Annotated in this window: 11 protein-coding genes and 2 pseudogenes; 10 read left to right on the forward strand and 3 right to left on the reverse strand. The window is 70.9% G+C overall.

The window, feature by feature from the left end; all coding sequences use genetic code 11:
• The first annotated feature begins 44 nt into the window (after positions 1–44).
• From QE392_RS01285 to QE392_RS01325, 9 genes and pseudogenes are all read left to right on the forward strand, one after another.
• On the forward strand, positions 45–887 hold the full coding sequence (locus QE392_RS01285; protein ID WP_307446733.1) for an AraC family transcriptional regulator: 843 nt from the start codon (positions 45–47) through the stop codon (positions 885–887).
• Between the two features lie 160 nt (positions 888–1,047).
• Positions 1,048–2,118 carry an ABC transporter substrate-binding protein gene (locus QE392_RS01290; protein WP_307446736.1) on the forward strand — a complete coding sequence of 357 codons (1,071 nt, stop codon included), beginning with the start codon at positions 1,048–1,050 and terminating at the stop codon, positions 2,116–2,118.
• A gap of 116 nt (positions 2,119–2,234) precedes the next feature.
• A complete protein-coding gene (locus tag QE392_RS01295; protein WP_307446738.1) occupies positions 2,235–3,224 on the forward strand; it encodes a FecCD family ABC transporter permease in 990 nt (329 codons plus the stop codon).
• A gap of 20 nt (positions 3,225–3,244) precedes the next feature.
• Positions 3,245–4,318, forward strand: a complete 1,074-nt coding sequence (locus tag QE392_RS01300; protein WP_307446740.1) for a FecCD family ABC transporter permease — start codon at positions 3,245–3,247, stop codon at positions 4,316–4,318.
• 10 nt (positions 4,319–4,328) lie between these two features.
• The gene (locus QE392_RS01305) at positions 4,329–5,117 is read left to right on the forward strand and encodes an ABC transporter ATP-binding protein (RefSeq protein WP_307446743.1); all 789 of its coding nucleotides are present in this window, start codon (positions 4,329–4,331) and stop codon (positions 5,115–5,117) included.
• Positions 5,118–5,233: 116 nt separating this feature from the next.
• Positions 5,234–5,644, forward strand: a pseudogene (locus QE392_RS17465) (hypothetical protein); the annotation flags it as partial.
• Positions 5,645–5,723: 79 nt separating this feature from the next.
• Entirely contained in the window at positions 5,724–6,752 is a 1,029-nt protein-coding gene (locus QE392_RS01315) for an ATP-binding cassette domain-containing protein (protein WP_307446749.1), read from the forward strand.
• On the forward strand, positions 6,749–8,551 hold the full coding sequence (locus QE392_RS01320) for an ABC transporter ATP-binding protein (protein ID WP_307446752.1): 1,803 nt from the start codon (positions 6,749–6,751) through the stop codon (positions 8,549–8,551). Before QE392_RS01315 ends, QE392_RS01320 begins: the two co-directional genes overlap by 4 nt.
• The gene (locus QE392_RS01325) at positions 8,548–9,438 is read left to right on the forward strand and encodes a siderophore-interacting protein (protein WP_307446755.1); all 891 of its coding nucleotides are present in this window, start codon (positions 8,548–8,550) and stop codon (positions 9,436–9,438) included. The genes QE392_RS01320 and QE392_RS01325 overlap by 4 nt, the downstream gene beginning before the upstream one ends.
• A gap of 183 nt (positions 9,439–9,621) precedes the next feature.
• Here the strand turns inward: QE392_RS01325 and QE392_RS01330 are convergent.
• Positions 9,622–11,725 (reverse strand): annotated as a pseudogene (locus tag QE392_RS01330) (acyl-CoA dehydrogenase family protein).
• Between the two features lie 255 nt (positions 11,726–11,980).
• Here QE392_RS01330 and QE392_RS01335 point away from each other — a divergent pair.
• On the forward strand, positions 11,981–13,240 hold the full coding sequence (locus tag QE392_RS01335) for an IS30 family transposase (RefSeq protein ID WP_444875307.1): 1,260 nt from the start codon (positions 11,981–11,983) through the stop codon (positions 13,238–13,240).
• Between the two features lie 346 nt (positions 13,241–13,586).
• Here the strand turns inward: QE392_RS01335 and recQ are convergent, their stop codons facing one another.
• Together recQ and QE392_RS01345 are read right to left on the reverse strand one after the other, a co-directional pair.
• On the reverse strand, positions 13,587–15,626 hold the full coding sequence (gene recQ, locus QE392_RS01340) for a DNA helicase RecQ (protein WP_373426428.1): 2,040 nt from the start codon (positions 15,624–15,626) through the stop codon (positions 13,587–13,589).
• Positions 15,627–15,791: 165 nt separating this feature from the next.
• Positions 15,792–15,986, reverse strand: coding sequence for a hypothetical protein (locus QE392_RS01345; RefSeq protein WP_307446762.1), 195 nt, complete (start codon positions 15,984–15,986; stop codon positions 15,792–15,794).
• Positions 15,987–16,131: the final 145 nt, after the last annotated feature.

Consider the following 16,131-nt stretch of genomic DNA (forward strand, 5'->3'; position numbering starts at 1 on the left):
ACCCGCACCCCCACGACGGTGGACGAGGCGCCGACGGAGCATGGATGAACGCCTTTCGGCAGAGCGACTGGGATGCCAGCCCCCGGTACCCCTCGAACGTCGAGGCTCCATACCTCATGAGCACGGGTGTCGTGACCGGCGAGGATCGCGGCGCGCGGCCCCTCTCGCCTCCGCACGCGCACGCCGACGCGATGCTGGCGTGGTGCTACCGCGGCACCGTGTGGGTGCACCTGCGCGACGCGATGTGGCAGCTCGCTCCCGGTCAGGGCATCTGGGTGCCCCCGGGGGTTCCGCACACCGCGCATCACGAGCAGGACTCCGTCGGCTGCTACACCTACCTGCCGGCATCCGCCGCCACGGCGCCGACCGACGGGATCCGCCGGGTGCTCGTCCCGCGCGCGGTGCAGGAGATGCTCCTGCACCTCGGGATCAACGACATGCCGACCGGTCCGCGTGTGCGGATCCAATCCGTTCTGATCGAGATGCTCCAGCAGCCCATCCCCGATGCGCTCGCGGATCGAGGCGAGGTTCCACTCCCGACGGATGATCGCGTGCGCGCGCTCGCGCAGTCCGTGCTCGACGACCCGGGCGACCCGCGCAGCGTCGCCGAGCTGTGCGCGGCGCACGGACTGCACGAGCGCACTGTGATGCGGATCTTCCAGAGCGATGTCGGTATGAGCTTCGGCAAGTGGCGCACCGGCGTGCGCCTGACCCTCGGGGCGCGGCTGATCGTCGACGGGATGCCGATCGGTGCCGCCGCGCACCGGTGCGGCTACGCGACGACGAGCGCATTCTCGGCCAGCTTCAAGGAGCGTTTCGGAATCACTCCCCGCCAGCACGTGGCCGGGGTCCATGCCGACGCCGCCCACCAGTCGTACTGGCGCTGACCCGGGAGGCCGGAACGGACGGTTGTCTGTTCGCCGACATATCTCGTCTGTCAGTCGACACCACGGAGGAGAAGCACCTCCTACCATCGGCATGTTAGGCAATGCTTACCTAACCCGCCGCCACGGTGGCGCTCCCCTTTCCCCTCCCCGAAGGAGAACCATGACGCACGCTTCCGCGCGCCCGAGAACCCGCCGCCGTGTCGCGCTGGCTGCGGCCATCGCCGCCGCCCTGAGCCTCGCCGGCTGCGCGACGCCCGCGGGCACCGAACCGTCCACCTCGGCGTCGACCGCGGCATCCACCGCCACGGTGACCATCGAGCACGCCTACGGAGGGACCGTCATTCCACACAAGCCCCAGCGCATCGTGACCCTGGGATGGATGACCTCGGATGTGGTCGCAGCTCTCGGCACGAACCCGGTCGGCATGGAGGAGGTCTGGGGCACCGACGAGAGCGGCTACCAGCCGTGGTTCGAGGAGTACGTCACCGAGCAGTACGGCGAACTGCCCACCCTCATCCCCCCGACCGAAGACGGCCCCAACTACGAGGCCATCATGGCTCTGCAACCCGACCTCATCCTGAGTCTCTACTCGGGCATCACCGACGTCGAGTACGAGCGCCTGAGCGAGATCGCCCCGACGGTGCCCTACCTGGAGCGACCGTGGGACGCGGGCACGTGGCAAGACCTGACCCGCGTCGTCGGCAGGGCGATGTCGGAAGACGCCCGGGCCGAAGCTCTCATCGCCGACACCGAGGGGCAGATCGCCGACCTCGCCGCCGCGCACCCCGAGTTCGAGGGGAAGACGTTCGTCTGGGGCCTGACCCTCGATGAGGGCGGCACCGACCTGGGCGTCTACCTGTCGTACGACCCCCGCGTACGCATCACCGAGGCGCTCGGCTTCGTCTCGACGTCGGCGATGGACGAGTTCGCATCCACCGCCGAAGGCGATAATTGGTACTCGGGCGTCAGCCTCGAAAGGCTCTCCGACGTGCAGGCCGACCTCTTCGTCGGATGGGGCAGCGGTCGCGATCAAGCGGAATACAGCGTGCAGAACAAAGTGTTCTCGCGGTGGGCACCGATCGCCGCCGGCGCGTACGTCTACTACACCGACGCCACCGACGCCTCCGCGATCAGCGCGCCCACGGTGCTCTCGCTGCCCTTCATCCTGCCGCGCTACGTCGACGACCTCGCCGCCGCCCTCCGGGGCGAACCGACGATCGCCGCACAGTGACGACGAGGATGTCGCGGCCGGCGCCACCCCCGGCTTCGTCCGCGACGGATGCTGGCACCGACGTCCTCGATGGCGGTGCGGAGGTCCGGGCAACCGGGTCTCCGCACCGCACCGGGGTGCTCCTCACCGGGGTGCTCATCGCTGTCGTGGCGCTCGTTCTCTCCGTCATCGCGTCGCTCGCAGTGGGCAGCCGGGCGATCGACCCGGCGACCGTGCTCGCCGCCCTGTTCTCCTACGACGACAACGACCCGCTCCACGTGACCGTTCTCGACCTCCGCCTCCCCCGCACCCTGCTCGGCGTCGTGGTGGGAGCGGCGCTCGCCGTCTGCGGAGGGCTCATCCAGGCCTTCACACGCAACCCGCTCGCCGACCCCGGCATCCTCGGAGTCAACGCCGGTGCGTCGTTCGCCGTCACCTTCGCCGTCGGAGTGCTCGGGCTCACGGCCCCCGGGGCTTACGTGCCCTTCGCCCTCGGCGGGGCGCTCCTTCTCACCGTGCTCGTCTCCGCGCTCGGATCGTTCGGAGCCTCCGGCGCCACCCCGATGAAGCTCACTCTCGCCGGCGTGGCACTGGGCGCCGCCGTCAGCGGGCTGACGACCGCGATCGTGCTGCGCGACACGGACACGCTGCAGGTCATGCGGTTCTGGGGCGTCGGCTCCATCGGCGGACGCACGATCGATCAACTCTCCTGGGCCGCGCCCCTCATCGCCGCAGGCCTCGCCATCGCTCTGCTCTGCGCGCGCTCGCTCAACGTGCTCGCTCTCGGCGACGACGTGGCGCAGTCGCTGGGCGCCCGCATTCGGGTCACCCGCGTTCTGGTGGTCGTCGCGGTGACCCTGCTGGCGGGCATCAGCGTCGCCGCGGCCGGACCGATCGCCTTCGTGGGGCTCATGATCCCCCACGTCGTCCGCTGGTTCACCGGCCCGGATCAGCGGTGGGTGCTGACGTACTCGATGATCGTCGGGCCCGCGTTCCTCCTGCTCGCCGACGTCCTGGGCCGGATCGCACTGCCGAACGGCGAACTGCGCGTCGGTATCGTCACCGCCCTGCTCGGGGCACCCACCCTCGTGCTCCTCGTGCGCCGCAAGCGGGTGAGCGGGTTATGACCCTCTCGCAGAATCCTCCCGTGGAGACCGCCCCCGCACCGGCCGGGGCGGCGTCCGTCGACTTCGGCCGTCGACTCCTTCGGATCGAGACGACGCACCTCGGCGCCCTGATCCCCGTTCGCGCGGTGCTCGTGAGCGCCCTCCTCGTCGTCGTGATCATCGCGGTGGGCGTGTTCTCGCTGACGATCGGCGCCTATCGACTCGACATCACCAGCGTGCTGCGCGCCGTCGTCGACCCCGCCTCCGACCCGCACGTGCGTCAGGTCGTCTTCGAATGGCGCTTGCCGAGGGTGCTGTTCGCCGTGCTGTGCGGCGCCGCGCTCGCCCTGGCCGGTGGGATCTTCCAGTCGCTGACTCGCAATCCGCTCGGCTCGCCCGACATCATCGGCTTCGGTATCGGCGCGGAGTTCGGCGTGACGGTGACGATGATCGTCTTCGCGTTGAACACCTACGCCTTCAAGGCGGCGGGCGCGCTCGTCGGCGGCCTCCTCACGGCTCTGGTGGTGTTCCTGCTCGCGAGCAAGAACACGATGTCGTCCTTCCGGCTGATCATCGTGGGCATCGGCGTCTCGGCCGGTCTCGGCGCCCTCACGTCCTGGATCCTGATCTCGGTGAGCGTCGAGAAGGCCATGATGGCGGCGACCTGGGGCGCAGGATCTCTCGCCTCCCTCGGTTTCGACCAGCTCCTCCCCGCATCGGCCGTGTTCGTCGTGGTCGCGCTGGCCGCTCTGCCGCTGAACCGCACCCTCCCGGTGCTCGAGATGGGGGATGACGCGGCGACGGCTCTCGGCATCCGTCCCGCGCGCCTTCGACTTCAGGCCATGGTTCTCGGCGTGGCCCTGGTCGCGCTCGTCACCGCCGCGGCGGGGCCCATCTCGTTCATCGCGTTGGCCGCCCCGCAGATCACGCAGCGCCTCGTCCGCTCCCACACGCCGATGGGCACCGTCCCCCTGGCGCTGACCGGCGCCGCGCTCGTCGTCGTCTCCGACGCCGTCGGGCAGCTCCTCGCCGTGCCGGTCGGCGTGGTGACCCTGTCCGTCGGCGGCCTCTACCTCGCCTGGCTTCTCGCCGCGCAGTACGCGCGTCGCGCGTGAAGGGAATTCAATGACCACATCGCTCACAGCCCGCGACATCAGCCTGGGCTACGCAGACACGCCCATCGTCTCGGCCCTGTCGCTGGAGGTGCCCGACGACTCCTTCACGATCATCATCGGCCCGAACGCCTGCGGGAAGTCGACCCTGCTGCGCGGTTTTGCACGTCTGCTGCGCCCGACGACCGGGACCGTGCTGCTCGACGGCGCCGAGCTGGCGTCGTACAAGCCGAAAGAGGTCGCTCGCCGGCTCGGGCTCCTCCCGCAGTCGTCCATCGCGCCCGACGGCATCACCGTCGCCGATCTCGTCGGCCGAGGACGCTTCCCGCACCAGAGCGCTCTGCGCACGTGGAGCCGCGCCGACGAGCACGCCGTCGCCGCCGCGATGGCCGCCACCGGCGTGACGGATCTCTCCCGCCGCCTCGTCGACGAGCTCTCCGGCGGCCAGCGGCAGCGCGTCTGGGTGGCGATGGCCCTCGCCCAGCAGACCCGGCATCTGCTGCTCGACGAGCCGACGACGTTCCTCGACATCGCCCACCAGATCGACCTCATGGAGTTGTTCGCCGATCTGCACCGGGAGGGCACCACCCTGGTCGCGGTGCTGCACGACCTCAACCATGCCGCCCGCTACGCGACCCATCTCGTGGCGATGCGCGATGGCGCGATCGTGGCCCAGGGCGACCCGCGCACGATCATCACCGCCGAGCTGGTCGACGCCGTGTACGACCTGCCCTGCCGCGTCATCACCGACCCCGTGTCGGGGACCCCGCTCGTGCTCCCGCTCGGCCGACGGACGCCGTGACGTACACACCGCGGCGACTCTTCGCGATCGCCCTCGCCTCGGACGGCCGGGGTCTCGCCCTGGCCGCCGCGACCGCGTTGCTCATCGCGCACGCGCTCGCGGAGGCGGCGATCCCCGTGCTGATCGGCGCCACGATCGACCTCGCGGTGCTCCCCGCTCGGCCGGATGCACTCGCCCTGTGGGTCGGTCTGCTCATCGCCACCTTCCTCATCCTCACCACGAGCTACCAGACGGCGTCCCGCCTGATGGTGACCGTCTACGGCCTCGGCGAACAGGCCCTGCGCCACCTGACGCTGTCGCGGATGCTGCGCCCGCGTCTCTCCCGACGCGCGGTCAGCCCCGGCGAAGCGCTGACGTATGTCACCTCGGACACCTACCGCGTCGCGGGTGTCGCCTGGTCGGTGGCGCAGCAGAGCGCGACGATGGCCGCCATCATCGGCGCCGGGCTGGCGATGCTCGTCATCTCGCCCATCGCGACGGCCGTGGTCTTCGGCTCGACCATCGCCATGATGATGGTGATGCGCGTCGTCTCTCGCCCGATCGAGCGGCGAGGTGCAGCGGAACAGGAAGCCGCCACCGAGGCGGGGGGCCGTCGCCGCCGACTTCATGAGCGGCTTCCGCGTCCTGGTCGGCATCGGGGCGCGCGAGGAGGCCGTGCGGCGCTACGTCGCCGCGAGCGACGTCTCGCGTCGAGCGGCGACCGCCGCCGGCCGCTCCCTGGCCGCGTCGGAGGCCGTCAGCGGTGCACTCGCCGGCGTCGTGACGGCCGCGCTGGCGGGGATGTCGGCGTGGTTCGCCGCCGAGGGGCGCATCAGCATCGGGGAGCTGATCACGGTGCTCGGCCTGGCGCAGTTCATCAGCGGCTATCTCGCGGAGGCGGGGTCGTTCCCCTCGAACTGGATCCACAAGCTCGCCTCCGCCACGCGTCTCGCGCACCTCATCGGCACCGGCGATCTGCTGGATGCACCGGCCGCGCACCCCGGCCGGCCGGCGGTCCGCGGCGACGACGTGGTCCTGGTCTTCCGTGCCGGCGCGTCCGGCTCCCCGCTCGTCGAGGTGAGAGCGGGGGAGCTGCTCGGCATCCGCCCGCCCGACACCGAGACCGCGCGCGCCCTGTCGCGCCGGTTGGGCCTGCGGACACGGCTCGAGCCCGGCGCCGTCGCCCTCGCGGTCGACGGTGTGCTTCAGGATGCCACCCGTTTCGACCCGGTCGACTATCGCCGCCGCGTGGTCTCGGCCCCGCACCGACAGACCGTCACCGGCGGCACGCTGCGCGACGCCGTCCGCGGTCACGGGTCGAACGAGGCGCCGTGTCCGGAACTCGTCGCGATGGCGGCGCTCGACGACACGGTGACGCACGTCGGGGGCTGGCACGCGCAGGTCGGCGAGGGGGGCCGCCGGCTGTCGGGAGGACAACGCCAGCGCATCGGCATCGCCCGCGCGTTGCACGCCGACGCCGACGTGCTGGTGCTGGACGAACCGACCTCCGCGCTCGACCCGGTGACCGAGGCGCAGGTCGCGCACGCTCTCGCCGGCCACCGCACGACGACGGTCGTCATCACGACCTCGGCGGTGCTGCTCGGCGCGTGCGATCGGGTGGTCGATCTCGCCCCCGATGAGGAGGGCGTCCGATGAGCGATCCGTCGCGCGCCACGCTGCCCCTCGCCTCCGCAGCCCGCGTCCGCCGCGTCGTCGGCGCCCGGCTGCGGCGGCACCGCGGTCGGACCGTGACCGTCGGGGTGCTCTACCTCGCGGCATCCGGCCTCGCGCTCATCCTCCCCGCATCCCTCGGGTGGATCGTCGACGCCGTCTCGACCGGTTCCGGCATGCCCACGATCGGCGGGGTGGTCGCGCTGGCCGGGCTGAGCGCGATCGCCGCGGCCCTCGTCCTCTCGTTCGCGGCCCGCGTGCTCGTCGGCCTGGTGCAGGACGTTCTCGCCGGCCTCCGTGAGGACGTGTTCGCCTCGGCCATGCGACTACCGGTCAGCACCGTCGACGACGGCGAGACCGCCGATCTGGTGTCGCGGGTCACCGGCGACGTGGAAGCCGTCGCCGAGGCCGGGGGGAACGTCGCCCCCACCCTGCTCTCGGCGGCGTTCGCCATCGCGACCTCGGTGATCGCGCTCGCGGTGATCGACCCCCGGCTCGCCCTCGCCGGACTCGCCGCGGCCCCCTTCTACGTCGTGGGCACCCAGGCCTTCCTCCGTCGCTCGCGCGTGGTGTTCCGCGACGTCCGGGCGAGGGAGGCGGCGCGGAGCCAGGCGGTCCTCGAGACGGTCGAGGGCATCGAGACCCTCACGGCCTTCGGCGAGCAGGAGCAGGCGCTCGAGCGGGTACGCGCGCGCGCCCACAGCGCGATCGAGGTGCAGGTCGAGGGCGTGCGGGTGTCGAACCGTCTGTTCCGCTGGATCAACGGCGGTGAGCTCATCGGGCTGTCCGCGATCCTCATCGCCGGTTTCCTGCTGCAGTCGGCCGGGGCCGTCACGGTCGGGATGGTCACCACCGCCGCGCTGGTGTTCCACCGCCTCTTCGGGCCGGTCGGCCAGGTGATCTTCGGCCTCGACGAGATCCAGCGGGCGACGGTCGGTCTCGCCCGGCTCGTCGGGGTCATCGACCTCGCACCACCGGCATCCCCCCTCCTGCCCCCGACGGCGTCCGCGGAGACTCCCGCGGCGATCGAGGTTCGTGGGGTGACCTTCCTCCACCCCACGACGGGCCGCGGCATCACCGATGTGACGCTCCGCGTTGCTCCCGGCACCACCACGGCGCTCGTCGGCAGTTCCGGATCGGGCAAGAGCACCCTCGCGCGGGTCGTCGCCGGGCACTATCCGCCGACCGTCGGCAGCGTGCACCTCTCCCCCGGCACCGTGCGTCCGTATTACCTCTCCCAGGAGCTGCACCATTTCCGCGGCACGATCGGCGACAACCTGCGCTTGGTCGCCCCCGGAGCGCGCGACGCCGATCTCGTCGCGGCGCTGCGGTCCGCGGGAGCCGAGTGGGCGGTCGACGCCCTCGAGGCCGAGACAGGCCCTCACGGGGATCCGTCCGTCTCCGCGGCCGTCCCGCTCGACGAGGGGCGCATCCAGCAGCTCGCGATCGCACGTGCTCTCCTCGCCGACCCGGTGGTGGTCATCCTCGACGAGGCGACAGCCGAGATCGGCGGGCATCACCGGGATGCCGTGGAGAGCGCGCTCACCGCGCTCTGCCGGGGACGCACGGCGCTGCTCATCGCGCACCGTCTGCCCCAGGCGGCCACGGCCCGACAGATCGTCGTGTTCGCCGACGGTCGCGCGACGCAGCGCGGAACGCACGCCGCGCTCCTCGCGACCGAAGGCCCCTACCGGCGCGCCTGGGAGATCCAGACGCAGCACGAAACCGATTCCCCCACCCCCGCTGGGGCTCCGCGTGAGCCCGACGAAACGGAGAACCCGTGAAGATCCACCGTGGCGTCGTCCTCCGGACGACCCCCCTGTCGCCCACCCTGACCCGCGTGACCCTCGGAGGACCCGGCATCCGGGAGTTCGTCAGCACCGGCATCGGAGACGAGTACGTGCGCGTGTTCTTCCCGCACGGCGACGACCCGACTCAGGTCTCGCTGCCGGTGCCCACGGAGGACTGGTGGGAGACGCCGGAGGGCGCCCCCGAGGCGCCGATGCGCACCTACACGATCAGCGGCGTGCGACCGGATGCCGGCGAGGTCGACATCGACTTCGTGCTGCACGCCGCCGGGGTCGCGGGCCCCTGGGCGGCCCGCGCGGAGCCCGGCCACGTGCTCGGCCTCAACTCCCCGACCGGCCTGTACCGTCCGCCCGCCGGGATCGCGTGGCAGGTGCTGGTCTCCGACCTCACCGGGCTGCCCGCTGTCGCACGGATCGCTGCGGATGCTCCGGTCGGCGTGCGCACACGGATCGTGCTCGAAGTCCCCGACGACGCCGACCGCGTGCCCCTCGCCGTCGGTCCCGATGTCGAGATCACCTGGGTGATCGGCGGGAACGGACGGCGCCCGAGCGCACTGGGGCAGCTCGTGCGCGCGACGGTCGACGACCGCCTCGACCTCGACCGGGGGTACGTGTGGGTCGCCGGTGAGACCATCGCTCTCCGCGATGCGCGCACGTACCTCCGCCGAGAGCTCGGGCTCGCGGCATCCCGGTTCAAGGTCGTCGGGTACTGGACTCCGATCGCGGCCTGGGACGAGAAATTCGCGGCCCTGCCTGACAGCGTGCGGCGCGAGCTCGACGCGATCTGGGCGCACCAGGATGACGCCGAGGTCGAAGATGTGCAGCTGCGGTACGAGGAGAAGCTCGATCAGCTGGGGCTGTGAGCACCCTCGCCGACCGGCGAGCGGATCCCTGCCCGGTTCGTCGCCCGTTCCTCCGTCGGCAGACGGGCCCGCGGACCGACGAGCCGGTTCCGCGCCCCGTTCGTCGTGTGTCCACCCGCCCTGCAGTGACGCGACCGGCGAGCGGGGCTGCCGCTCGCCGGTCGCGTCGGTTCCGAGTCGCCCTCAGGCCGTCGGCTTCTTCTCGGGTACCGGAGCATGTCCGGATGCCGCGAGCTCGGCGTAGTACGACGCCGCCTCGTTCTGCGCGGTCGTCCTCGACGCCCGTCGCGATCGACGCGCGGATGTGCTCGGGGCCGTAGCCGAACGCGTCGACGAGGTCTTGCGCGTGCGGGCGGAGCCGCGCGCAGAGCCGGTCGATGTAGCTCGACACGGCCGCGCCGCGCTGCGTCGACAGGCGCCCGTTGATCAGGTACCAGGCGAGGTGCTTCTCGATCAGCTGCAGGCCGAACAGGTCGCGCAGCCACGTGAGCACCCGCAGGGTGTCGGTGTCGTCGATGCGGTTGATGGCGTCGGTGAACGCCTCCCACTGCAGCAGTTCGCCGTGCGCGCGGGCCGCCTCGATCAGCTCGGACTGGTTCTCGTTGAACAGCGCCGCCGCGTCTTCCCGCGAGAGCTTGGATGCCGGGCGCAGCCGCCCCGCGATGTCGGCGATCATCTGCTGCACGCGGCCGGTCAGCAGTTCGTGCTGCTGCTCGGCGCGGAGCCCCTTCTCGATCGAGCGGGCCGTCGAACCGAAGTCGCTGACGGCCTGGCCGAGCTGACGCATACCGGCGCCGTGGAAGAGCTTGCCCGCGGTCTGACCGACCGCGAACGCGGCGAGCTGCTTGGCATCCTTCCCCTTGAACTGCCGCGCGTAATCGGCGAGCAGGCGCTTGCCGACGAGCTGCAGCAGGACGTTGTTGTCGCCCTCGAAGGTGACGTAGATGTCGAGGTCGGCGCGCAGGCCCACCAGACGGTTCTCGAACAGGAAGCCCTGACCGCCGCACGCTTCGCGGGACTCCTGCAGCGTGTCGAGCGCGTGCCAGGTGGACAGGGGCTTGAGCGCCGCGGCGAGGGTCTCGAGGTCTTCGCGGTCGGCGTCGGTGTCGAGCGCACCGCTGAACACGCCGTCGAACTTCTGTAGGAACTCGTCGTGCGCGAAGATCTCGGCGTACGTCGTCGCAAGACGCGGCAGCAGGCGGCGCTGGTGCTTGCCGTAGTCGAGGAGGGTGACCTCGGGCGTGCCGCTGCCGGAGTCGAACTGGCGACGCTGGTTGCCGTAGGTGATGGCGATGGTCAGACCGATGGCCGACGCCCACGCCGCCGCGCCGTCGAGCGAGACCCGCCCCTGGACGAGCGTGCCCAGCATGGTGAAGAAGCGGCGACCGGGGCTGGCGATGTCGCTGGAGTACGTGCCGTCGGCGGCGACGTCGCCGTAGCGGTTCAGCAGGTTCGTGCGGGGGACGCGCACGTGGTCGAAGTGCAGGCGACCGTTGTCGATGCCGTTCAGGCCGCCCTTGAGACCGTCGTCCTCGCCACCGATTCCGGGCAGGAAGTCACCGGCGTCGTCGCGCAGGGGCACGTAGAAGCAGTGCACGCCGTGGTTGACGCCCTGGGTGATGAGCTGGGCGAAGACCGTCGCGGCCTTGCCGTGCAGCGCTGCGTTGCCGAGGTAGTCCTTCCATGCCCCGCGGAAGGGGGTGTGGATGACGAATTCCTCGGTGTCGGGGTCGTAGGTCGCGGTCGTGCCGATCGCCGAGACATCGGACCCGTGACCGGTCTCGGTCATGGCGAAGGCGCCGGGGATCTCGAGGCTCATGATGCCGGGCAGCCACTTCTCGTGGTGCGCGGCGGTGCCCAGCTGGAGCACGGCGGAGCCGAAGAGCCCCCACTGCACGCCCGACTTGATCTGCAGGCTGGGGTCGGCGGCGACGAGCTCTTCGAAGCCGGCGATGTTGGCGCCGTTGTTCTCCTCGCCGCCGAAACGCTTCGGGAAGGCCCGGTGCACGGCCTTGTTCTGCACGAGCAGGTGCAGCTGGCTGAGGGTGCGCTCGCGGTGGGCGTCCATGCCGAGGCTGTCGTCGCGCCACAGCGCGGGATCTTTGATCATCTCGCGCGCCTCGCGGCGAGTGTCGGCCCACGTGCCGAGCAGCAGGTCGGTGACCCGCTCGGTGTCGATGCGGGCTTCGGCTGCCTCGGCGGCCGTGTGGGCGGCGGTGGGCGCACCGCCGACGGGAGTACGCGTGCTCATGGCGGGCGTGGTGGGACGGACGGCGGCGTCGGTCATCTTCGTCACCTTTCGACGGGAACGGATGCCATAACGGTAGATGTTCCACAATGACTCGACAATCATTGTGTGAAATCGACACAACGCGGTCGGGCGACGTGGGGCCAAGTCGTTGTGGACGGTCAACATTCTCGACGCGCGGGCGCGGTGCCCGGTGGCGGGCAGGTGTGCGCGCTGCTGTCACCAGAACAGGGAAATGCCCCGAAAACAGGGCGTCTGAGCGGGCGCACTCAAGTGGTCAGTGCAACACCCTGATTGAGGGGGTGGGCGGTGTTCAGTGTGTTGCGGAGTGTGAAGCGGGAGTTTTGGCGAGGTATCGCGGCGGGATTGTCGACGGCGGATGCGGCGGGGGCGGCGGGCGCGTCGCGGCAGGGTGCGGAGAGATGGTTTCGGGATGCTGGCGGTATGTCACCGTTGTCGTTGTCTGATCCCTCGGGTCGGTTTCTGACCCTTCTCGAGCGTGAGCAGATCGCTGTTGGAGTGGCGCGGGGCGAATCGATCCGTCAGATCGCTCGGGGCCTTGGCCGGCATCCCTCGACGGTGCTGCGGGAGTTGCGTCGCAATCGCGGCAATCTGCCGCGCTACCGGGCGAAACGCACGATGCGCCCGCCCACCCAGTCGGTGTTCTACTCACCCTCGACCGCGCAGGGCCGCGCGGATCGGCGCCTATCGCGCCCTAAGCCATCCAAGCTCGCTTCGCAGCTCTCGCTGCGGGTCGAGGTGCAGCGGCGGTTGAGGCTGGGACACTCCCCGCAGCAGATCAGCCGACGCCTGCGGGTGGACTTCCCGGATGATGAGAGCATGCGCATCTCGCACGAGGCGATCTACCGGTCCCTGTTCGTGCAGGGTCGCGGTGAGTTACGCAACGAGCTCACACGGGCGCTGCGCTCAGGCCGCACCACCCGCAAGCCCCGCGCCCGAACCCAACGTCAAGCGGCCGCAGCGGCCGGGCCAGGAAAGATCCCCGGGATGGTGATGATCTCCGACCGTCCCGCCGAAGCAGAAGATCGCGCCGTCCCCGGCCACTGGGAAGGGGACCTCATCATCGGCAAGGACGGTCTGTCACAGATTGGAACCCTGGTCGAACGCGCCACCCGGTTCGTGATCTTGCTGCACTTGCCCGCCCGCCGAGACGCCGAGACTGTCGCCGATCAGATGATCCAACAAATGCGGCGACTGCCCGACCTGCTGCGACGATCCATCACCTGGGACCAAGGCAAGGAGCTGTCCGCCCACGCCAGGATCACCGTCGAAGCCGACCTGCGCGACGGGGTCTTCTTCTGCGACCCGCACTCACCCTGGCAGCGCGGAACGAACGAGAACACAAACGGCCTGCTCCGGCAATACTTCCCCAAAGGCACCGACCTCTCCGGCTACACCGCCGACTACCTCGACTACGTCGCCACCCAACTCAACGACCGCCCCCGCATGACCCTCGACTGGGCCACCCCCACCGAAGCCCTTGAACGACTACTCTCAACCCCACCAGACAACGGTGTTGCACTGACCGCCTGAAACCGCCGCGAAATCCGCCCTCCTCTCGTGGCGATCCCCTGTCCTCGGCGCAGCGGCGGGCGGGCAGTCCGGCCCGCGGGCAATTCGGGCGCGGCGGGTGGCACGGCCGGTGGGTAGCCCGGCCGGGGGTAGCCCGGGCGGGTGCCCGGCAGCAGGCAGGCGCATCCGCGGGCGCCACCAGAACAGGGAAATGCCACGAAAACAGCGCGTCTGAGCGAAATCCGGCCTGTTCTCGTGGCATCCCCTGTTCTCGGCGCAGCGGCCGGCGGGCAGTCCGGCCAGCGGGCAGGCGAGCGCGGTGGCCGACGGCGGGTAGCCCGGCCGGCGGGTCGCCGGCAGCCCGACCTCAGTTGGCGGCGACGACCGTCAAGATGCCGTCGCCGTAGGCCTCGCGCTTCTTCGCGCCGATACCGGTGATGCCGTCGAGATCGCCGACGGAGGCGGGCCGGGCGGCCGCGATGGCGCGGAGCGTGGCATCGCCGAACACGATGTACGCCGGCACCCCCTGCTCGCGCGCCTTCTCGGCCCGCCAGGCGCGAAGCGCCTCGAACAGATCGCGGTCGTCGGGTGCCACGTCGTCTGCGCGAGACGTGCGCTGGCGGCTGCCCCCGCCACCACCGCCCGCGCGGCCGAGCACATCGCGGCGCAGCGGAACGGCCGCTTCGCCCCGCAGCACCGGGGCCGACGCCTCACTGAGGGCGAGGGTGCCGTAGTCGCCCTGCGCGACGATGATGCCGCGGGCGAGCAGCTGGCGGATGACGCTGCGCCAGTCCTGTTCACTCAGATCGGCGCCCAGGCCGTAGGTCGTCAGGCGGTCATGGCCCTGCTGCGCGATGCGTTCGGTCTTGGCCCCGCGCAGGATGTCGATCAGGTGTCCGGCACCGAAGGCCTGCCCGCGTTCTCGCTGGAGCCGCACGATCGTCGACAGGAGCTTCTGCGCGGCGATGAGGCCGTCCCACGTGTCGGGCGGCGTGAGGCAGGTGTCGCAGTTGCCGCACGGTACGGAGCGTTGCCCGAAGTAGTCGAGGAGGTTCTGCCGCCGGCATCCGACCGTCTCGCACAGGGCGAGCATGGCGTCGAGGTGCTGGCCGAGGCGCAGCTTGTACGAGCGGTCGCCCGGCGACTGATCGATCATGCGGCGCTGCTGCACGACATCGCCGAGGCCGTAGGCCATCCAGACGACCGAGGGGTCGCCGTCGCGGCCGGCGCGCCCCGTCTCCTGGTAGTAGCCCTCGACCGACTTGGGCAGGTCGATGTGGGCGACGAAGCGCACGTCGGGTTTGTCGATGCCCATGCCGAAGGCGATGGTCGCGACCATGATGACGCCGTCGTCGCGCAGGAACCGCGATTGATTCGCCGCCCGGACCGAGGCGTCGAGACCCGCGTGGTACGGCAGGGCGTCGAGGCCCTGCGTGCAGAGGTACGCGGCCATCTGCTCGACGCTCTTGCGGCTGAGCGCATAGACGATGCCGGCCGAGCCCTCGGGCTGCCCCTTGATGAACTGCACGAGCTGACGCCGCGGGTCGACCTTGGCGTCGATGCGGTACTGGATGTTGGGCCGGTCGAAGCTCGCGACGAAGCCGCGGGCGTCGCGCAGACGCAGGCGCTCGACGATCTCCTGCGCGGTGGCCGGGGTCGCCGTGGCGGTGAGGGCCATGCGGGGGACGCCGGGGAAGCGGTCGGCGAGGTCGCCGAGGGCCAGGTAATCGGGGCGGAAGTCGTGACCCCACTGCGATACGCAGTGCGCCTCGTCGATGGCGATGACGCTGAGGCGGCCGCGGGCGAGGAACGCGAGCGTCTGCGCGCCGTTCAGGCGCTCGGGCGCCACGTACAGCAGGTCGAGTTCGCCGGCGAGGTACGCCTGCTCGACGGCCTGGCGTTCGGCGGGCGCCTGGGTGGAGTTGAGGTAGCCCGCGCGGACACCGCTGGCGATGAGCGCCTCGACCTGGTCGTGCATGAGGGCGATCAGCGGACTGACGACGAGCCCCGTGCCCGGGCGGACCAGCGCCGGCACCTGGTACGTGACGCTCTTGCCGCCGCCCGTCGGCATGAGCACGACCGCGTCGCCGCCGGCGACGACGTGCTGCACGATGTCGGCCTGATCGCCGCGGAACGCGTCGTAGCCGTAGACCTCGTGCAGCACCTCTCGCGGGTCGCGGCCGGTGAAGTCACGCACGGCGGGCAGCTCGCGCGCGGTACCCGTCGCCGCGACCGCGCGAGCGAACGGCGACGACGGGTCGACGGGCGGCGGGGGCGCGTCGAAGTCGTCGGGCGGAGCGATCTCATCGGGATCCCACACAGCGCCCGCGTACGGGTCGTCGGGGATGTCGTACGGCTCGGGCGTCACGTCGGCGTATGACTCTGGTGCAGCGCCGGGATATGTCACCCCACCACGGTAACCCGGGGTACCGACACCGACGGCGCCCCGGCATCCGTCGGTGGAGGCCGGGGCGCCGTCGTGGGCTGTGGAGGACGGGAGACGGACGTGGCAGACGTCCTCCGCCGACGGGCCGCCTCGACGCCACCGCGCCATGCCGGGACCGCCGAGGCCTCAGCCGAGCGTGCGGGTGAGCGGAGTCGGCGGCGCGGTCACGGGCGCGTCCAGGTCGATACGACGTGCGGCGCAGCCGGTGCAGCGGACATACCGCACGCGCCCCTCACTGGTGAGATGCATCGACTCGGTGCGCCAGGCGTGCTCGTGGGCGGTTGCCGCGACGGCGAGGGAAGAAGGGCGAGGCGCAGTCATGGAACCAGCGTGATGTCACGCCGTTGAGCACTTCAACCCTTACAGCAGGCGTCGTCGTCACGACGCCGACCGGCCGAAAGTCCGAACCGCGTAACGGCCTCGAAATGCCACTCCAGTGTTCATGAAATCTACATCTCGTAGCGTC

The sequence above is a fragment of the Microbacterium proteolyticum genome (assembly GCF_030818075.1).
Classification (GTDB): Bacteria; Actinomycetota; Actinomycetes; order Actinomycetales; family Microbacteriaceae; genus Microbacterium; species Microbacterium proteolyticum_A.